The sequence below is a fragment of the Streptomyces fradiae ATCC 10745 = DSM 40063 genome, from assembly GCF_008704425.1.
GTDB lineage: Bacteria > Actinomycetota > Actinomycetes > Streptomycetales > Streptomycetaceae > Streptomyces > Streptomyces fradiae.
The window spans coordinates 3,475,688-3,493,820 of the sequence record NZ_CP023696.1; the positions used below are offsets into that span (position 1 = coordinate 3,475,688).

At 75.2% G+C, this 18,133-nt stretch carries 14 protein-coding genes and 1 riboswitch; of the genes, 7 read left to right on the plus strand and 7 right to left on the minus strand.

Annotated features, from left to right (window positions below):
• Window positions 1-162: 162 nt before the first annotated feature.
• Together CP974_RS15375 and CP974_RS15380 are read right to left on the minus strand one after the other, a co-directional pair.
• Window positions 163-768 (minus strand): HhH-GPD-type base excision DNA repair protein, encoded by a 606-nt coding sequence (locus CP974_RS15375; RefSeq protein WP_031129784.1) that lies wholly within the window; start codon window positions 766-768, stop codon window positions 163-165.
• Window positions 769-893: 125 nt separating this feature from the next.
• Window positions 894-2,006: a cobalt-precorrin-5B (C(1))-methyltransferase gene (locus tag CP974_RS15380; RefSeq protein ID WP_174887724.1), complete on the minus strand. Its 1,113-nt coding sequence runs from the start codon at window positions 2,004-2,006 to the stop codon at window positions 894-896.
• Window positions 2,007-2,018: 12 nt separating this feature from the next.
• Here CP974_RS15380 and CP974_RS15385 point away from each other — a divergent pair, with 12 nt between their 5' ends.
• Window positions 2,019-2,762 carry a cobalt-precorrin-6A reductase gene (locus tag CP974_RS15385; RefSeq protein ID WP_031129786.1) on the plus strand — a complete coding sequence of 248 codons (744 nt, stop codon included), beginning with the start codon at window positions 2,019-2,021 and terminating at the stop codon, window positions 2,760-2,762.
• Window positions 2,763-3,499: 737 nt separating this feature from the next.
• On the opposite strand, the gene CP974_RS15390 is transcribed toward CP974_RS15385, so the two are convergent.
• The 3 genes from CP974_RS15390 to CP974_RS15400 are packed head-to-tail and all read right to left on the minus strand — an operon-like array spanning window position 3,500 to window position 7,007.
• Window positions 3,500-5,068: a precorrin-2 C(20)-methyltransferase gene (locus tag CP974_RS15390; protein ID WP_223844326.1), complete on the minus strand. Its 1,569-nt coding sequence runs from the start codon at window positions 5,066-5,068 to the stop codon at window positions 3,500-3,502.
• A complete protein-coding gene (locus CP974_RS15395; RefSeq protein WP_031129788.1) occupies window positions 5,065-5,700 on the minus strand; it encodes a precorrin-8X methylmutase in 636 nt (211 codons plus the stop codon). Before CP974_RS15395 ends, CP974_RS15390 begins: the two co-directional genes overlap by 4 nt.
• Window positions 5,697-7,007 (minus strand): ferredoxin-like domain-containing protein, encoded by a 1,311-nt coding sequence (locus CP974_RS15400; protein ID WP_031129789.1) that lies wholly within the window; start codon window positions 7,005-7,007, stop codon window positions 5,697-5,699. The genes CP974_RS15395 and CP974_RS15400 overlap by 4 nt, the downstream gene beginning before the upstream one ends.
• 10 nt (window positions 7,008-7,017) lie before the next feature.
• A riboswitch (cobalamin riboswitch) is annotated at window positions 7,018-7,149 on the plus strand.
• Window positions 7,150-7,184: 35 nt separating this feature from the next.
• Between CP974_RS15400 and cobN the strand changes: the two genes are divergently transcribed.
• Together cobN and CP974_RS15410 are read left to right on the plus strand one after the other, a co-directional pair.
• Entirely contained in the window at window positions 7,185-10,787 is a 3,603-nt protein-coding gene (gene cobN, locus CP974_RS15405; RefSeq protein ID WP_031129790.1) for a cobaltochelatase subunit CobN, read from the plus strand.
• A gap of 401 nt (window positions 10,788-11,188) precedes the next feature.
• A complete protein-coding gene (locus CP974_RS15410; RefSeq protein WP_031129791.1) occupies window positions 11,189-12,070 on the plus strand; it encodes an NAD(P)H-binding protein in 882 nt (293 codons plus the stop codon).
• Window positions 12,071-12,323: 253 nt separating this feature from the next.
• Here the strand turns inward: CP974_RS15410 and CP974_RS29645 are convergent, their stop codons facing one another.
• A complete protein-coding gene (locus CP974_RS29645) occupies window positions 12,324-12,500 on the minus strand; it encodes a hypothetical protein (RefSeq protein WP_158935948.1) in 177 nt (58 codons plus the stop codon).
• A gap of 81 nt (window positions 12,501-12,581) precedes the next feature.
• Between CP974_RS29645 and CP974_RS15415 the strand changes: the two genes are divergently transcribed.
• The 3 genes from CP974_RS15415 to CP974_RS15425 all read left to right on the plus strand — a co-directional run bounded on the left by CP974_RS15415 (window position 12,582) and on the right by CP974_RS15425 (window position 15,304).
• A complete protein-coding gene (locus tag CP974_RS15415) occupies window positions 12,582-13,118 on the plus strand; it encodes an FBP domain-containing protein (RefSeq protein WP_031129792.1) in 537 nt (178 codons plus the stop codon).
• Between the two features lie 337 nt (window positions 13,119-13,455).
• On the plus strand, window positions 13,456-14,802 hold the full coding sequence (locus CP974_RS15420; protein ID WP_051839165.1) for a DUF418 domain-containing protein: 1,347 nt from the start codon (window positions 13,456-13,458) through the stop codon (window positions 14,800-14,802).
• An 85-nt stretch (window positions 14,803-14,887) separates the two neighbouring features.
• Window positions 14,888-15,304, plus strand: a complete 417-nt coding sequence (locus CP974_RS15425) for a VOC family protein (RefSeq protein ID WP_031129794.1) — start codon at window positions 14,888-14,890, stop codon at window positions 15,302-15,304.
• Window positions 15,305-15,317: 13 nt separating this feature from the next.
• Here CP974_RS15425 and CP974_RS15430 read toward each other — a convergent pair whose 3' ends face one another.
• Window positions 15,318-16,739, minus strand: a complete 1,422-nt coding sequence (locus tag CP974_RS15430) for a D-alanyl-D-alanine carboxypeptidase family protein (RefSeq protein WP_031129795.1) — start codon at window positions 16,737-16,739, stop codon at window positions 15,318-15,320.
• Between the two features lie 269 nt (window positions 16,740-17,008).
• Between CP974_RS15430 and CP974_RS15435 the strand changes: the two genes are divergently transcribed.
• The gene (locus CP974_RS15435; RefSeq protein WP_051839167.1) at window positions 17,009-17,824 is read left to right on the plus strand and encodes a mechanosensitive ion channel family protein; all 816 of its coding nucleotides are present in this window, start codon (window positions 17,009-17,011) and stop codon (window positions 17,822-17,824) included.
• Window positions 17,825-18,133: the final 309 nt, after the last annotated feature.

Consider the following 18,133-nt stretch of genomic DNA (forward strand, 5'->3'; position numbering starts at 1 on the left):
CCGAGCGGACTGGGTTGAAGGGAAGCTAGCGACCGGCCGGGCTCCTGGGAACAGATCATCCACAACTCGCGTCATATCTTCGTACTCATCGTGGGTGCTGTGGACGGTCTGCCGCATGGCTTCTCCTCGGGCGGCCACGCTTGCCGCATGAACGGACGACGACTACTTCGACTCGGTCTTCTTGGCGGCCTTGGCCGCACGCTTCGCCTCCTGCTTGTACGCGCGCACCTTCGCCAGCGTCTCCGGGCCGGTGATGTCCGCGGCCGACCGGAAGGACCCCGCCTCCCCGTACGGACCGGCCGCCTCCCGCCACCCCTTGGGGCGCACGCCGTACTGCTTGCCCAGCAGCGCGAGGAAGATCTGCGCCTTCTGCCTGCCGAAGCCCGGCAGGTCCTCCAGCCGCGCCAGCAGTTCCTTGCCGCCGGTCGCGTCCCGCCACACGGCTTCGGCGTCACCGCCGTACTCGTCGACGAGGTACCGGCAGAGCTGCTGGACGCGTCGCGCCATGGCGCCGGGATACCGGTGCACGGCAGGCTTGGCGGACAGCAGCGCCGCGAACTCCTCCGGGTCGTGCGCCGCGATCGCGTGCGCGTCCAGGTCCTCGCCGCCCATGCGGGTGGCGATCGTGTAGGGCCCGGAGAACGCCCACTCCATGGGGACCTGCTGGTCCAGCAGCATGCCGACGAGGGCGGCCAGCGGGCTGCGGGAGAGGAGCGCGTCCGCTTCGGGCCGCTGGGCGAGACGGATGCCGGGGCTGCTGGTGCTCATGGCTCGATGATCGTGCGTCGCCCACCCGGCCGCACGGCGGCGTGCGCCTGTGGGGTCACGCGACGGGGCAGCCGGGACACGCGGCGGGCAGCTCGCGGCGGTGCGGACGCGGTGGCGAGGCGCCCTCAGCGGGGGGCGCTGCGGCCCACCACGGTGCCCGCGCGGTCGATACAGACGACGTCCACGACCACCGGCGCACCGCGGAGCACCGAAAGGGCCTGGTCACGGGCGGTCTCCGCTACCAGGTCGCCCAGGGGGACGCCCCGTGCCGCGCAGAGTTGGAGCGCGGCCAGGCCGGTGTTCGCGGTGGCCACCTCGGCGGCGAGCGACGCGTCGGCGCCCGCCGCGCGGGCCAGGTCGGCGAGGAAGCCCTTGTCGACCTGGGAGCGCGCCGAGTGCAGGTCCAGATGGCCGGCCGCCAGCTTGGACAGCTTCGCGAAGCCGCCGCAGAGGGTGAGCCGGTCGACCGGATGGCGGCGGATGTACTTCAGGACGGCCCCGGCGAAGTCGCCCATGTCGAGGAGGGCGTCCTCCGGCAGCTCGTACAGGGAGGTGACGGTCTTCTCGGAGGTGGACCCGGTGCACCCGGCGACGTGGGTGCGGCCGGCCGCACGGGCCACGTCGACGCCGCGCCGGATCGAGTCGATCCACGCCGAGCACGAGTACGGCACGACGATCCCGGTCGTCCCGAGGATGGAGAGTCCGCCCAGGATGCCGAGGCGCGGGTTCCACGTGGAGCGGGCGATCTCCTCGCCGTGGTCCACGGAGACGGTGACCTCCACATCGCCGGTCCCGCCGTGCGCGGTGGCGACCCGTTCCACATGGTCGCGGATCATCTGCCGCGGCACCGGGTTGATGGCCGGCTCCCCCACGGCGAGGGGCAGCCCCGGCCGGGTGACCGTGCCGACCCCGGCCCCCGCGCGGAAGACCACGCCGGATCCGGCCGGCAGGAGCCGCACCGTCGAACGCACGAGCGCCCCGTGCGTCACGTCCGGGTCGTCGCCCGCGTCCTTGACCACGCCGGCCGTCGCGGACGGGCCGTCGTGCTCCTCGACCGCGAGCGCGAAGGCCGGGGTCTGGCCCTTCGGCAGGGTGATGGTCACGGGGTCGGGGAAGTCCCCGGTCAGCAGCGCCGTGTACGCGGCGGTGGTGGCCGCCGTCGCGCAGGCACCGGTCGTCCAGCCCGGCCGGAGGCCGGTGTGCTTGAGTTGGGCGGTGCGCCCCCCGCTCGTACTCATGGACGGTTCCCCATGCATGTGTTGATCCTCGGCGGCACGACCGAGGGCCGCCGCCTGGCGGAGACGCTGGACGCCGCCGGCGTCCGGGTGACCAGCTCGCTCGCCGGGCGGGTCGCCAGTCCCGCGCCGCTGCCCGGTGAGGTGCGCGTGGGCGGTTTCGGCGGCGCCGAAGGCCTGGCCCGCTGGACGCGGGAGCACCAGGTGGACGCGGTCATCGACGCCACTCACCCTTTCGCCGGGACGATCAGTTTCAACGCGGCGCGGGCCGCCGCCACCTCCCATGTTCCCCTGCTGGCGTTGCGGCGCCCCGGGTGGACCCCCGCGGAGGGCGACGACTGGCATCCGGTGGCGTCCCTGGCGGAGGCGGCGGACACCGTGCGCGGCCTGGGGCGCCGGGCGTTCCTGACCACCGGGCGCATGGGCCTGGCGGCGTTCGCGGAGGTGCCCGGCGTGTGGTTCCTGGTCCGCTCCGTGGACCCGCCGGAGCCGCCGCACCCGGCGCGGATGGAGGTGCTGCTGGACCGGGGCCCGTTCACGCTGGACGGCGAGCGGGAGGTGCTGCGGAGGCACGGTATCGACGTGCTGGTCACCAAGGACAGCGGCGGCGCGGCCACCGCCCCGAAGCTGGTGGCCGCACGTGAGGCGGGGGTGCCGGTGGTGATCGTCCGCCGCCCACCCGTCCCCGACGGTGTCCCCGTCGCCGCGACCGTCGAGGAGGCCGCTTCCTGGGTCGCCGAAGGGGCCCCGGCGGGGTAGGCCGACCGCCCGCCGACGAGTGGGTGCTTCCGCGTGGCGTCCGAGGCCGGCCGCGCAGCGCCGTGGCGTGGCCCTGGCGCCGTGGTCGGGAGGGTGTGCGGGGCGGGCTCTGGGGTCGGGAGGGTGTGGGGCGGCGGCTCTGGGGTCGGGCAGGTGCGGGGCGGCGGCTCCGGGTGCGGCGACCACGCCTGCCGGCGGCCATGTGCGCCGGTGGCACCGGGAGGCCGGGGCGCCTGGCCGGGCGCCCTGATGGGTGCCGGGTCGGCCGCTCCGACGGGCGGGGGCTTCGCTTTCGCCGGCCCGGTCGCGCGGCCGGTGGTGCGGGGCGCGGCACCGGGGCGACCCGTCGGAATGGGCGCGCGGGGCGTGGGGGTGGGTACGTCGGCGGCGGGAGGGCGCGGGCCCGTCGGCGGGCCGGGCGGGGGTACGGGGGCGGGAGGAAGGGCTGCTTGAGGTGGCGAGCGGGAAGCCGGGCACGCCGGGCTCGCTGAGTGCGGTGGACGCCGGTGTCGGCGTGCATCCCGTAGAGGACGGGCCGCTGGAGGCCGGTGCGGCCGCTGTCGCCCCGCGCCTGCCGGGACGCTCGTCACCCGCAGTGGCGTCCGGGCCCGTCGTCGTGGTCCCGGCGGTGCGTGGGGCTGACCCCCGAGCGGGTGCACGCGGTGGCCCGGCCGGCCGCCGTACGGAAGGGTCCGTCCGGCGGCCGGGGTGGTGGGTGGTCGGGTGTGCGGCGCCGGTCAGGCGTCGGCCGGGGGCGCCTCCGGGTAGCGGCGCGGCGTCCACGCGATCGTGCGCCCGTCACCGCGCCGTACGGCCTGGGTCTGGGACGAGCCGATCAGCAGCAGCGTGCGCATGTCGACCTCGGCCGGGTCCAGGTCGGCGAGCGGCAGCACGCGGACGGACTCCTCCGGGCCGCCCACGTCCCGCGCCACGACGACCGGGGTGTCCGGGGCGCGCAGCTCCAGCAGCAGCTCGCGCGCCTGGGCGACCTGCCACGTACGGCTGCGCGAGCCGGGGTTGTAGAGCGCCAGCACCAGGTCGGCGGAGGCGGCGGCCCGCAGGCGCTCCGCGATGACCTCCCACGGCTTGAGCCGGTCCGACAGGGAGACCGTGGCGTAGTCGTGGCCGAGCGGCGCGCCCGCCTTCGCCGCGGCAGCGTTCGCCGCGGTCACGCCCGGCAGGACGCGCACCGGCACGTCCGCGTACTCCTCCTGCGAAGCGACCTCCAGTACGGCGGTCGCCATGGCGAACACCCCCGGGTCGCCGCCCGACACGACGGCCACGCGCCGCCCCCGCCGCGCCAGGTCCAGTGCGAACTCGGCGCGCTCGGACTCCACCTTGTTGTCCGAGCCGTGCCGCAGCTGGCCCGGCCGGACCGGCACCCGGTCCAGGTAGGTCGTGTAGCCCACCAGGTCCGTCGCCGAGGCGAGCGCACCCCGGGACTCGGGGGTCAGCCACGGCGCGCCCGCCGGTCCGGTGCCCACCACCACGACCTCGCCGCGCTCCGGTACGGCCGGGCCGGTGTCGACGCGGGACGGCAGCACCGCCACGGAGAAGTAGGGCACCGACTCCGGGTCCACGTCCGCGAGTCGCTCGGTGCGCTCGCCCTCCATGGTGGCGCGCTCCACGTAATGGGCGTCCGCGAGGCGGTCGGTGCGCTCCAGGGCGCGGCGCACCGCGGGGAACGTCCGGCCCAGCTTCATCACCACCGCCGAGTCGGTCGCCGCCAGACGGGCCGTCAGCTCGTCCTCCGGCAAGGTGCCCGGAATGATCGTCAGCACTTCCTCGGCCTCCACCAGCGGCTTGCCGATGGCCGCCGCGGCGGCGCTCACCGAGGTGACGCCGGGGACGACCTCCGTCTCGTAGCGGTGGGCGAGGCGCTTGTGCATGTGCTGGTACGAGCCGTAGAAGAGCGGGTCTCCCTCGGCGAGCACGGCCACCGTCCGGCCCGCGTCCAGGTGCGCCGCCAGCCGGGCCGACGCCTCCTCGTAGAAGTCGTTCAGCGCGCCCCGGTAGCCGCCGGGGTGGTCGGTCGTCTCCACCGTGAGCGGGTACATCAGCCGCTCCTCGATGTGGTCGTCGCGAAGATGCTTCGCCGCGATGGAGCGGGCGATGGACCGGCCGTGCCGGGCGCAGTGGTAGGCGATCACGTCCGCCTTGGCGATGGCCTCCACCGCGCGCAGCGTCATCAGCGACGGATCACCGGGGCCGAGGCCGACCCCGTACAGCTTGCCGGTGCCGCCGGGGGGCGCAGCCGCTTCCGCCGGGGCGCCGGTCACTGTTTCACGTGAAACACGGGCGTTCATTCCACCTCACTCGCGATCGCGTTGATCGCCGCGGCGGCCATGGCGCTGCCGCCGCGCCGGCCACGTACGACGATGTGGTCGAGATCGGAGGCGGCCAGGGCGTCCTTGGACTCGGCCGCGCCGATGAAGCCGACCGGTATGCCGAGTACCGCCGCGGGGCGGGGGGCGCCGTCGCGGACCATCTCCAGCAGCCGGAAGAGGGCGGTGGGCGCGTTGCCGATGGCCACGACCGAGCCTTCCAGGCGGTCGCGCCACAGCTCCAGCGCGGCGGCGCTGCGGGTCGTCCCCAGTTCTGCGGCGAGGCCGGGCACGGACGGGTCCGAGAGGGTGCAGACGACCTCGTTGTCGGCGGGGAGCCGCTTGCGGGTGACGCCGCTGGCGACCATCTGCGCGTCGCACAGGATGGGCGCTCCGGAGCGGAGCGCGGCGCGGGCCCGGGAGACGACCTCCGGCGTGTAGGCGAGGTCGCGGACGAGATCGACCATGCCGCAGGCGTGGATCATCCGCACGGCGACCTGGCTGACGTCGGCGGGCAGACCCGCGAGATCCGCTTCGGCGCGGATCGTGGCAAAGGACTGGCGGTAGATCTCCGCGCCGTCCTTCTCGTAGTCGAACACTGTGCTCCCGCTCATCTCTGTGCCTGTGCGTCGTCGTTGTCTCGTCGCGCGGCCCGTACGGTGATGTCGTAGGTGCCGTCGCCGGTGGCCCGTACGTCCACCCAGTCGCCCTGCGGGTGGCCGCACCGGCGCTCGCACCCGGACCAGTGCGCCGGAAGTCCGCGCAGCGCCGCGTCCTGAAGCGGCCGCGCGTCCGTCCGTACGTCGGCCAGGGCCTTGCCGCAGCCCGGCCGGCCCGTGCAGGCGCTCACCGCCAGCCAGGGCGAACCGGGCCGGGTGAGGTACCCGGCGTCGGCGAGCGCCGCGAGCCGCTCCTCCGCCTCGGCCCGGCCGGCCAGGCCCGCCACGACGAAGCCCCGCCACGGTGTCACCCGCACCTCGTCGCCGGACCCCGCCGCCAGGGCGCGGAACTGCCCGCTGGTGACCCGCCCCAGCGGCGCGACCACCGACACGGCGCGGTCGCCGACCAATCCCGGCTCGGGCGGCGCCGCGACCGGCGGAACGCCCGCCGCGCCCGGCAGCGCCTCCGCACCGTCCGCCGCGTGTGCCGCGGCCCGTGCAGCGGCGACCCCGGCCGTGGCCAGACGCTCCGTCACAGCTTCCTCCAGCGGTGCGCCGTCGGGCAGTTCGGCCACCCGCCAGGCCCCCGTGCCCGCTTCCCGGGCCACCGCCAGGAACCCCTCCGCCGCGGCCAGCGCCGCGGTCGGCGCGTCGTCCGGGGCGACCCGCCACGCGAGGCCCCCGATCCTTACCAGAGCGCGGCCGTCCGGCTCTGCGACCAACGTCACATCCCCGCCCAGGCCGGCCACGTCCCCGCGCCCGTCGTCCACGGCGAACAGGAACCGCCCCGAGAGGCCCGTCGTCCACGCCCGCGCGCACAGCAGCGCGTCCAGCGAGCGCGCCCACGCACCGGCGTCCCCGAAGCCCCGGCCGTCCAGCCCGGACAGGGGGGAGACGACCATGTTCCGCACCCGCTCGTGCGCGGCCGACGGCAGCAGCCCGGCCGCGCCCAGCAGCTCGGCGAGGGCGAGGCCGCAGTCGTCGGGAAGGCCGCGCAGATCGAGGTTGCCGCGCGAGGTGACACCGATCCGGCCGTCGCCCAGCCGGTCCGCGGCATCGGCGAGCGCGGCGACCTGGGGGGCCGTCAGCACACCGGTGGGCAGCCGCAGCCGGGCCAGGCCCCCGTCGTCCGCGCGGTGCAGCCGCAGTGCGCCGGGGCACGCGTCCGCACGGTCGCGGACACGGTTCCGAAGGGGATCCCGTATGTGGGATTCGCCCCCGTTCCGGGGCTTTGATGGGCTGGGCGGCATGGCGGCGAGCATACGCGCAGCCTCTACTATGCAGACGGCACAGGGTCCCAGGACCCTAGGGAGGAAGCCCGGTGTGAATCCGGCGCGGTCCCGCCACTGTGAGCAGGACCCGAGCGGCCCCGCGAGTCAGGAACTCCCGCCACCCACGACCACCCGGGGCGAGGACACCCCGAGGAAGGCCCGGCACGCGTGATTCTGCTGCTGTCGCACTCCGACACCGACCTGCTGAGCGCCCGCGCGGCGGGCGGCCCGGTCGAGTACCGGTTCGCCAACCCCGCACGCCTCCCCATAGACGGGCTGCCCGGCCTCCTCGACGGAGTCGACCTCGTCGTCGTCCGCCTCCTCGGGGGCCTCCGGTCCTGGGAGGAGGGCATCGACCTGCTCCGCGCCCAGGACCGCCCGGTCGTCTTCCTCACCGGTGAACAGGCGCCCGACGCCCAGCTCATGGAGGCGTCCACCGTCCCCATCGGGGTCGCCACCGAGGCGCACGCCTACCTCGCCCACGGCGGCCCGGACAACCTGGAGCAGCTCGCCCGGTTCCTCTCCGACACCGTGCTCCTCACCGGCCACGGCTTCGACCCGCCGGCCGCCGCGCCCACCTGGGGCCCGCTGGAGCGCACCCCCCGCACCGCCGACGGCCCGACCGTCGCCGTGCTCTACTACCGCGCCCACCACATGAGCGGCAACACCGCCTTCGTGGGCGCCCTGTGCGACGCCGTCGAGGACGCCGGCGGCCGCGCCCTCCCGCTGTACGTGGCCTCCCTGCGCGCCCCCGAACCGGAGCTGCTGGACCAGTTGCGCGGCGCCGACGCCGTCATCACCACCGTCCTCGCCGCGGGCGGCACCAAGCCCGCCGAGGCCCAGGCCGGCGGCGACGAGGAGGCGTGGGACGCGGGCGCGCTCGCCTCCCTGGACGTCCCCGTCCTGCAGGCGCTGTGCCTCACCAGCCCGCGCGCCGACTGGGAGGAGAACGACGAGGGCCTGTCCCCGCTCGACGCGGCCAACCAGATCGCCGTACCCGAGTTCGACGGGCGGATCATCACCGTCCCGTTCTCCTTCAAGGAGATCGACGAGGACGGGCTGCCCGCGTACGTCGCCGACCCCGAGCGCGCGGCCCGCGTCGCCGGCATCGCCGTCCGCCACGCGCGGCTGCGGCACATCCCGAACGCCGAGAAGCGCCTGGCGCTGGTCCTCTCCGCGTACCCGACGAAGCACTCCCGCATCGGCAACGCCGTCGGCCTGGACACCCCCGCCTCCGCCGTCGCCCTGCTGCGCCGGCTGCGCGAGGAGGGGTACGACTTCGGCGACGAGGACGTGCCGGGCCTCGCGTCCGGCGACGGCGACGAGCTGATCTACGCCCTCATCGAGGCCGGCGGCCACGACCAGGACTGGCTCACCGAGGAGCAGCTCGCCCGCAACCCGGTCCGCATCCCGGCCGCCGACTACCGGCGCTGGTTCGCGACCCTGCCGGAGGAGCTGCGCTCCGCCGTCGAGCAGCACTGGGGCCCGCCGCCCGGCGAGATGTTCCTCGACCGCTCCCGCAACCCGGAGGGCGACATCGTCCTCGCCGCGCTGCGGCGCGGGAACCTGCTCATCCTCATCCAGCCGCCGCGCGGTTTCGGCGAGAACCCGATCGCGATCTACCACGACCCGGACCTGCCGCCCTCGCACCACTACCTGGCCGCCTACCGCTGGATCGCCGCGCCCGCCTCCGACGGCGGCTTCGGCGCGGACGCCATGGTCCACCTCGGCAAGCACGGCAACCTGGAGTGGCTGCCCGGCAAGAACGCCGGCCTGTCCGCCGCCTGCGGCCCCGACGCCGCCCTCGGCGACCTGCCGCTGGTCTACCCCTTCCTCGTCAACGACCCCGGCGAGGGCACGCAGGCCAAGCGGCGCGCCCACGCCACACTGATCGACCACCTGGTGCCGCCGATGGCCCGCGCCGACTCGTACGGCGACATCGCGCGGCTGGAGCAGCTGCTCGACGAGTACGCGCAGATCTCCTCCATGGACCCGGCGAAGCTCCCGGCGATCCGCGCCCAGATCTGGACCCTCATCCAGGCCGCCCGCCTCGACCACGACCTGGGTCTGGAGGACCGGCCCGACGACGACGGCTTCGACGACTTCCTGCTGCACGTCGACGGCTGGCTGTGCGAGGTGAAGGACGCGCAGATCCGCGACGGCCTGCACGTCCTCGGCACCGCCCCGTCCGGTGCCGAGCGGGTCAACCTGGTCCTGTCGATCCTGCGCGCCCGGCAGATCTGGGGCGGCACGCAGGCTCTCCCCGGCCTGCGGGAGGCGCTCGGCCTGGACGAGTCCGCCGCGACCCGCACCACCGCCGACGAGGCGGAGGCCAAGGCCCGCGCGCTGGTGGAGGCCATGGAGGCCGCCGACTGGGACCCGGCCGCCGTGCCGGCGGTCGCGGAGGGCCACGGCGAGCAGGTCGCCGCCGTACTGGACTTCGCCGCCCGCCAGGTCGTGCCCCGCCTCGGCGCCACCACCGCCGAACTCGACCACGCCGTGCACGCCCTCAACGGCGGCTTCGTACCGGCCGGCCCGTCCGGTTCGCCGCTGCGCGGTCTGGTCAACGTCCTGCCGACCGGCCGGAACTTCTACTCCGTCGACCCGAAGGCCGTTCCGTCGCGCCTCGCGTGGGAGACCGGGCAGGCCCTCGCCGACTCGCTGCTGGAGCGGTACCGCGCCGACAACGGCGACTGGCCCACCTCGGTCGGCCTGTCCCTGTGGGGCACGAGTGCGATGCGCACCAGCGGCGACGACGTCGCCGAGGCGCTGGCGCTGCTGGGCGTCCGCCCCGTCTGGGACGACGCGTCCCGCCGCGTCAACGGCCTGGAGCCGATCCCGCTCGCCGAGCTGGGCCGCCCCCGCGTCGACGTGACGCTGCGCATCTCCGGCTTCTTCCGTGACGCCTTCCCGCACACGATCGGGCTGCTCGACGACGCGGTGCGGCTCGCCGCCTCCCTCGACGAGCCCGCCACGGAGAACTACGTCCGCGCCCACGCGCAGGCCGACCTGGCCGAGCACGGCGACGAGCGGCGCGCCACCACCCGCATCTTCGGCTCCCGGCCCGGTACGTACGGCGCGGGCATCCTGCAGCTGATCGACTCCCGCGACTGGCGCACCGACGCCGACCTCGCCGAGGTGTACACGGTGTGGGGCGGCTTCGCGTACGGCCGGGGCCTGGACGGACGCCCCGCGCGCGAGGAGATGGAGACGGCGTACAAGCGGATCGCCGTCGCCGCGAAGAACACGGACACGCGCGAGCACGACATCGCCGACTCCGACGACTACTTCCAGTACCACGGCGGCATGGTCGCCACCGTCCGCGCCCTGCGCGGCACCGCGCCGGAGGCGTACATCGGCGACTCGACCCGCCCGGAGACGGTCCGCACGCGGACCCTGGTGGAGGAGACGTCCCGTGTGTTCCGCGCGCGCGTCGTCAACCCCCGCTGGATCGAGGCGATGCGCCGCCACGGCTACAAGGGTGCCTTCGAGCTCGCGGCGACCGTCGACTACCTCTTCGGCTACGACGCCACGACCGGTGTCGTCGCGGACTGGATGTACGACAAGCTGACCGAGGCGTACGTCCTGGACCCGGAGAACCGCGCGTTCCTCCAGGAGGCCAACCCGTGGGCGCTCCACGGCATCGCGGAGCGGCTCCTGGAGGCGGAGTCCCGCGGCATGTGGGCGAAGCCCGACCCGCGGGTGCTGGAGGAGCTGAAGCAGGTGTACCTGGAGACGGAGGGCGACCTGGAGGGCGGCGACGAGGCGTAACGCCCGCTTCCTCGTTCGCGGTTCCGGTTGTCCACAGCCGCCCGGCCTGGTTGTCCACAGGGCCGGGCGGCTGTGGCGTTTCGTCCGTAGGCTGGTCCTGCCGGATGAGGCGGCGTACCTGACGCCTGGCGTGGGCTCGGGTCCTGGTGGTGCGCGGCGTCGTGGACGGGGCGTGGGGGCGCTGGAGCGGTGGCGCCGGGTGGGCCGGGTGCGGGGTGCGGGGTGCGGCAGGGGCGGGTGCGCTGATGCGGGGATGGGCTGAGGTGAGTGGCCGAGGAACTGGGTGAGGGGACGTCCGGGGTGCCGGAAGGGGGTGTGGAGAGGGCGGTCGGGGTGCCGGAAGGGGGTGTGGAGAGGGCGGTCGGGGTGCCGGGTGGGCGTGCCGGGCGGAGACTGCCGGTATGAGCGATGACGTGGTGGCGGTCACCGGAGCCTCCGGGCGGATCGGGCGGCGCGTGGCCGACCGGCTGGGCGCGGCCGGGGTGCCGGTGCGGTTGCTGGGACGGGATCCGGCGCGGCTTCCGGAGGTGCCGGGGGCGGTGAAGGCGCCGCCCGCCGCGTACGGGGACGGCGAGGCGATGAGGGCGGCGCTGGACGGTGCGGACACGCTGTTCCTGGTGTCGGCGCACGAGTCGCCCGACCGGGTGGCGGAGCACCGGACGGCCGTGGACGCGGCGGTGGCGGCCGGGGTGGGGCGGATCGTGTACCTGTCGTTCCAGGGGGCCGGGCCGGACGCGACGTTCACGTTCGCGCGGGACCACTGGCACACGGAGCAGTACGTCCGCGCCCACGAGGGGCTGGCGTTCACGTTCCTGCGGGACAACTGGTACCTGGCGGGCATCCCCGCGATGACTGGTCCGGACGGGGTGATCAGGGGCCCGGCGGGCAACGGCAGGGTGGCCGCCGTCGCGCACGAGGACATCGCCGACGTGGCGGCGGTGGTGCTGCTGGCCCGTGACCGCCGGCACGACGGCGCAGCGTACGACGTGACGGGAGGAGAGGCGTTCACCCTCGCGGAGGCGGCCGAGGAGATGTCGCGGGCTACCGGACGGACGATCCGGTACCTGCCGGAGACCAGGGAGGAGGCATACGCGTCACGTGCCGGGTACGGCGCCGAGCGGTGGCGGCTCGACGGCTGGGTCAGCTCGTACGAGGCCGTCGCGCGGGGTGAGCTGGCCGCGGTCTCCGACACCGTCGAGCGGGTGGCGGGCCACGAGCCGATGACCTTGCGCGCGTACCTGTCGGCGCACCCGCGGGACTACGCCCACCTGGTGGGTCGGTAGGGCCGCCAGGTCCTGCCGCAGGAGGCTTCTCCCGGCGGGGCGGCGTGATCTCGGTGGGGCCGGCGGGCCTCCACGGGGACGGCTGTTCATCACGGAGCGGCCGTTGGAGGGTGGTGGGGGCGTGCACGAGGGGCGTGGACGCGCAGGGGTGGGAGGGCGGCCGGTGGGACGGAGCGCTCGGTCGGGCAGCTCGTGCGTGGTGACGACGGGGCCGTCCGAGTGGGGGCCGGGCCGCCCTCGGTGTCCGCCTGGATCAGTCCTCGCCCAGGATGATGTGCCACTCCTGGGCGGTGGGGTCCTCCGGTTCTCTGTCCGTGCGGGCCGGGCGGCAGGTGCGGACTCTGCCCTGGATGTCGCGGTGGAGGGAGATGGGCTGGGGCGCGGCGGGCGTTTCCGCGCCGCCCGCGCCGGGCGCTGTCTGTGTACTCATGGCGACCGAGTACCCACACAAAGCGAGGCAAACGAGAAAAGCACGTGCGTCTCGGGCGGGCTGTCCGTACGGTCGGCACACGTGGAACCGCTCTCAGAGAAACAGATCCGCGCGTCCTTCATCAATTGCTCCAAGGGCGACGCGGCCCGGCTCAAGCTGCCGGCCGACTTCGCCGACCTCCCCTGGGAGGACCTGGACTTCCTCGGCTGGCGCGACCCCGGAGCCCCGCTCCGCGCCCACATCGTCCTCCCGGCCGGCGCCCTGCCGGAAGCCGGGGGAGGCGGCGCCCGCCCGGTCGGGATCACCCTCCGGGTGCCGGAGGCGGCCCGTACCAGCGCCGTGAAGTCCAGTCTCTGCCGTGTCTGCCTCACGGGGCACGCCTCGTCGGGCGTCTCCCTGCTCGCCGCCCCGCGCGCGGGCGCCTCCGGACGCGACGGCAACTCGGTCGGCATCTACGTCTGCTCCGACCTCGCCTGCTCGCTGTACGTGCGCGGCAAGCGGCAGCCGGCGCTGCGCACCCGCTACGAGGAGTCGCTCGGCGTGGAGGGGCGGATCGAGCGGTTGCGGGCCAACCTCGTCGCGTTCGTGGAGAACGTCCGGCTGCCGTCCGGCGGATGAGGGCCGGGCGGTGCGGGGCGGGGGGCCACCGTGCGGCCCCTGCCCGCCGCCGCCCCGCGTCGTGCGGGGGCGTACCGATCCGGCCGTGCTGACCGGAGGATGACCGGGCGGCTGGCTCGCCTGCGAGGCGACCGGCGGGTCGGGCGGGTCGGCGGCTGACCGGCCGGTGGCCGAGGGGGCGCGTCGGAGTCGGGACGCCCGGGCCGGCGGTCGGGGGGTGTACATCGCGGGCAGGAAGACCTCGTGCCCGCGGCGGCCCGGGTACATCCTTCGGCGCAGTGGCGGTTCGTCCTCCGACACGACGCCACGGGGCCGCGCCGCTCGGACGATGGAAGGCATGACGAGGACGCCGGCTGACGGGACGACGACACCGACGAGCGGGACGACGACGCCCGCGAAGGGCGCCGCCGCGCCGCCCGGCGGGAGCGGCCGGATGCCGCTGCTGGACGTGGTGCGCGGGGTCGCCATCATCGGCACGCTGATGACCAACGTGTGGATCTTCACCGGTCCCGGCGCCGAGTGGGGCGTCCTCTCGGGCGGTTCGCCGGCGGGCGGGGCGGCCGGGACCGGGTCGTCGTCCGGGGGCGGAGGCTCGGCACAGGGCGGCGGCCCGGCCTGGGAGTGGGCCGGGGCCTGGGCGGAGGCGGTCTTCCGGCTGGTCGCGGACGGCAAGTTCCTGTCGATGCTGACCATCCTGTTCGGCGCGGGGCTGGCCATCCAGTACCGCTCGGCGGAGCGGCACGGGCGGCCCTGGCCGGGCCGCTACCGGTGGCGCGCGCTGTTCCTCTTCGTCGAGGGCACCCTGCACTTCCTGCTGGTCTTCGCGTGGGACGTGCTGATGGGGTACGCCGTGACCGCGATGCTCACCGCCTGGCTGCTGGCCCGCTCGGCGCGCGCCCGCCGTCGCGTGATGGCCTGGGCGGCCGGGGCGCACCTGACGCTGATGGGCCTGCTGACGGCGGGCCTCGTCGCGTACGGGGGCGGGGACGGCACCGGGGCCGGAAGCGGGGGCGGAGGGGTGCCGCAGGAGGTGGTGGACCTCTACGCGCACGGCAGCTGGGCGGACCAGGTCGCCTTCCGCCTGGAGAACGCGCTGGTGCTGCGGATGGAACCGGTGCTGACCTTCGGGCTGCTGCTGTTCCTGTTCCTGCTGGGCGTGCGGCTGCTGCGGGCGGGTGCCTTCGGCTCGGACGGGACGGGGCGCCGCCTGCGGGCGCGGATGCTGCGCTGGGGCCTCGGCCTGGGCGTGCCCCTGAACGTGGCGTGCGCGCTGGGCGGTGAGGACTGGTTCCTGATGGGCCGGTACGTGGCGGCGCCGCTGGTCGCCGTCGGGTACATCGGTGTGATCGGCGCCGTCGTGGACCGGGTGCGGCGGCCCGGCCCGCTGACGCGGGGGCTGACGTCGCTGGGCCGCACGGCCCTGTCGGGGTACGTGCTGCAGAACGTGGTGTGCGTCCTCGTCTCGTACGGCTTCGGCCTGGGGCTGGCCGCCGAACTCGGCGGCGGGGGGCGCGGCTGGGACCCGTGGTGGGTGATGGGCCTGTGGGCGGCCGTCTCGGTCCTGATGCTGGCCGGGTCGGCGCTGTGGCTGCGGCGGTTCTCGGCGGGGCCGGTGGAGTCGGTGCAGCGGTGGGCACTGGGACTGACCGAAAACCGCTCGTCGGGCCGCGGCGGCTCCGCCTAGGCTCATCGGCAGGGCATCGCGTGCCGGTCACCGGCCGGGTGAGGCATGGAGGTGCCCGTGAGATGCCTTACGGAGGCATTCCAGCGTGGCAGTACAGCTCAACCACACCATCGTGCACGCCAAGGACAGGCGGGAGTCCGCCGAGTTCCTCGCCCACGTCCTCGGGCTGGAGGTCGGCGCCGAGACGGGCCCCTTCCTCCCGGTCGAGACCGCGAACGGGGTCACCCTCGACTTCGCGACGGTCCCCGAGGACCACATCACCACCCAGCACTACGCGTTCCTGATCTCGGAGGCCGAGTTCGACGCCGCCTTCGCGCGGATCAGGCAGGCCGGGATCCCCTACTGGGCCGATCCGCGCCAGGAGCGACCCGGCGAGATCAACCGCAACGACGGCGGACGCGGCCTGTACTTCATGGACCCGTCCCGCCACGCCATGGAGATCATCACCCGCCCGTACGGCAGCGGGAGCGCGGGCGGGGGCGGGGACGACCCGGCCGTGTAGCGCCGGGCCGGCCTCACCGCGCCGTGCGCCGCCGCGTCGCCCACAGCGCCGCGGCGGCCACGCACGCCGAACCGACCACCAGGAGCGGGACCAGCGCGCTCGGCGCGCGTCCGCCGTCCGCCCCGGCCGGACCCGTCGCGCCCGCCGTTCCCGGGGCCGCCGCCGCTCCGGCCGGGAGCGGTGCGCCCCCGGAGCCCTGCGTCCCGGCGGGCGTCCCCGCGGACGCGGCCGAGGGGGCGGTGGCAGCGGGGGTACGGGACCCGGACGCGGCCTCCGCGGCGGCCCGGGGGGCCGTACCGGCCGACGGGCCGGACGCGGCGCCCCTGCCGGGCGCCCCGGCGGCCGCCGGGGCCGTACCGGTCCCGGGCGTGGCGGGCGCCTTCGGGGCACCGGACACGAGCCGCGTCGCGGCGGGCGGCAGCAGCGACCCCACGGGCCGCGCGGCCGGCCCGGTGGCGAACCCCCAGTCGAGCAGCTCGCGCGCCTCCTCGTACACGGCGCGCTGGCCGCCGGACGGGTTCAGGACCGTCACGACCAGCGTGCGCCCGTCGCGGCGGGCGGCGGCGATCAGGGTGTGGCCGGCGTTGCTGGTGTAGCCGTTCTTCACGCCGAGGATGCCGGGGTACTTCGCGATGCCGTCCTCGCCGGTGAGCAGCCGGTTGGTGTTGCGGATGCCGTACGACCAGCCGCCCGCGGGGAAGGTGGCGTAGGGCAGCGAGCAGTACCGCGCGAAGTCCGGGTTCCGCAGCCCCTCCCGCCCGAAGACGGCGAGGTCGTACGCGGACGAGACCTGGCCCGGCGCGTCGTAGCCGTCGGGGGACACCACCTTGGTGTCCATCGCGCCGAGCGACCGGGCGGTGGCCTCCATCTGGCGGGCGGTCGCCTCCCAGCCGCCGTTCAGGCCGGCCAGGACGCGCACGGCGTCGTTGCCGGAGTGCAGGAACACGCCGCGCCAGAGGTCCGCGATCCGGTACGTCAGGTTCTCCTTCACGCCGACGAGACTGCTGCCGGCGCCGATGCCGGTCAGCTCCTCCTCGGCGACCGTGTGCTGGGCGGTCTGCGAGAGCTTCGGCAGCACGGTCAGGGCGAACAGGGCCTTCAGGGTGGAGGCGGGCGGCAGCCGCCTGTGGGCGTCGCGTGCGGCCAGCACGTGTCCGGTGCCCGCGTCCGCGACGAGCCAGGCACGCGCCGAGAGGGCCGGCGGCGGTGTGGCGCCGGGCGGGAGCCGCACCTGCGTACCGGAGCGATGCAGCAGCGCGGGGTCGACGCGGGCGCCGGGCCGGGGCGGCGTCGGCTCGCTGGGGCGGTGCACCGCGCCGGCGGCGGACACGGCGGCCGACAGCACCAGCACGGGGAGGAGGAGGGCGAGCAGGAGGAGCGGGAGGAGGCCGGGGAGGAGACCGGGGGCGGAGCGGGCCGATGAGCTGACGATCATTCAGTCACGGTAGGAAGCGGGGGCGCGGCCCGCGCGCGGACGTGCACCAACCGGTTGACGCCCGTGCCCGCACACCCGCCGAGCGGGTGCCGCGCGGAGGTGCGGGGGCCGCGCTTCCGTCGGGTGGGCGGGGCCGGAAGGGCCCGGGGGCCGTGTCGCGGGCCGATCGTCATACGGATGGGTGCGCCTGTGGATCGCCGGGGGGCGCCGGGAGACGGGCGCTGATATCCCGGAGGGGTAAGTGTCGCTTGCCGACTGGAGGGCCTCCCATGACCCCGTACGTCCCGACCATCAGCCTCGCGGTCGACTTCCAGCAGGGCGTCTCCGACGCCTGGTCGAAGGTCGCCCAGTTCGTGCCCAAGTTCGTGGCGTTCCTGGTCATCCTGGTCATCGGCTGGTTCCTGTCGAAGGTCATCGCCAAGGTGGTGGACCGGGTCCTGCGGAAGGTCGGCTTCGAGCGGCTCAGCGAGCGCGCGGGCGCCCAGCGCATGCTCGCGAACTCGCAGTACGACGCGACGGGCATCCTCAGCAAGGTCGTGTACTACGGGCTCCTCCTCGTCACCCTCCAGCTCGCCTTCGGCGTCTTCGGGCCGAATCCGATCAGCGGCATGATCAACGGCATCGTCGCCTGGCTGCCGCGGGCGCTGGTCGCGCTGGTGCTGGTGGTCGTCGCGATGGCCATCGCCAACGCGGTGCGCACCATCGTGCGGGGCGTCCTCTCCGGCGTCTCGTACGGGAACACGGTCGCGACCGTCGTCTGGGCCGTGATCGTCGCGCTGGGCGTGATCGCCGCGCTGGGTCAGGCGGGCATCGCCACGGCCGTCACGCAGCCGGTGCTGTACGCGGTGCTCGCGACGGCGGCCGGCATCCTGATCGTCGGGGTCGGCGGGGGCGCGGTCGTCCCGATGCGGCAGCGGTTGGAGCGGTGGATGAGCGCGGCCGAGCAGGAGACGTCGAAGGCCCGCTCGGGCGCCGGCGCGTACATGGCCGGCCGCGAGGACGCCCTGTCCCGGCAGCAGCGCGAGCAGGAGCGCCAGCAGCGCGGGGCGGGCGGCGGCGGCCCGGGCGGCGCCGACCGGAGCTGACGGCTCCGGCGGAGCCGGGGCCCGGCGCGGCCGGGTGAGGGAGGAGGACTGACCGGGGCGCGGCTTCGTCGGGCCTGGGCCTGGGTCTGGGTCTGGGTCTGGGTCTGGGTCTGGGGCTGGGTCTGGGTCTGGGGCTGGACTCGTCCTGGACTTGCGCCTGCGCTCGGTCCTGGCTGGACCTCGCCGGTCCGGGGATCGGTCAGTCCGCGTCCAGGTCGAGATCCCGGTCCTGGTCCCGGTCCCGGCTGCGGTCCTGGTTTCGGCCGCGGTCCTGGTCCCGGGCCTGGTCAGGATGCCGGTCCCGGTCGA

What these genes read in the sequence shown, in the direction of transcription:
- CP974_RS15380 (WP_174887724.1), bottom strand. Translation starts at nt 2,006, where the DNA reads ATGAGTACGAGCGGGGGGCGCACCGCCCAACTCAAGCACACCGGCCTC.
- CP974_RS15395 (WP_031129788.1), bottom strand. Translation starts at nt 5,700, where the DNA reads ATGAGCGGGAGCACAGTGTTCGACTACGAGAAGGACGGCGCGGAGATC.
- CP974_RS15420 (WP_051839165.1), top strand. Translation starts at nt 13,456, where the DNA reads ATGACGAGGACGCCGGCTGACGGGACGACGACACCGACGAGCGGGACG.
- CP974_RS15435 (WP_051839167.1), top strand. Translation starts at nt 17,009, where the DNA reads ATGACCCCGTACGTCCCGACCATCAGCCTCGCGGTCGACTTCCAGCAG.
- CP974_RS15390 (WP_223844326.1), bottom strand. Translation starts at nt 5,068, where the DNA reads ATGAACGCCCGTGTTTCACGTGAAACAGTGACCGGCGCCCCGGCGGAA.
- CP974_RS15375 (WP_031129784.1), bottom strand. Translation starts at nt 768, where the DNA reads ATGAGCACCAGCAGCCCCGGCATCCGTCTCGCCCAGCGGCCCGAAGCG.
- CP974_RS15400 (WP_031129789.1), bottom strand. Translation starts at nt 7,007, where the DNA reads ATGCTCGCCGCCATGCCGCCCAGCCCATCAAAGCCCCGGAACGGGGGC.
- CP974_RS15385 (WP_031129786.1), top strand. Translation starts at nt 2,019, where the DNA reads ATGCATGTGTTGATCCTCGGCGGCACGACCGAGGGCCGCCGCCTGGCG.
- CP974_RS29645 (WP_158935948.1), bottom strand. Translation starts at nt 12,500, where the DNA reads ATGAGTACACAGACAGCGCCCGGCGCGGGCGGCGCGGAAACGCCCGCC.
- CP974_RS15430 (WP_031129795.1), bottom strand. Translation starts at nt 16,739, where the DNA reads ATGATCGTCAGCTCATCGGCCCGCTCCGCCCCCGGTCTCCTCCCCGGC.
- CP974_RS15410 (WP_031129791.1), top strand. Translation starts at nt 11,189, where the DNA reads ATGAGCGATGACGTGGTGGCGGTCACCGGAGCCTCCGGGCGGATCGGG.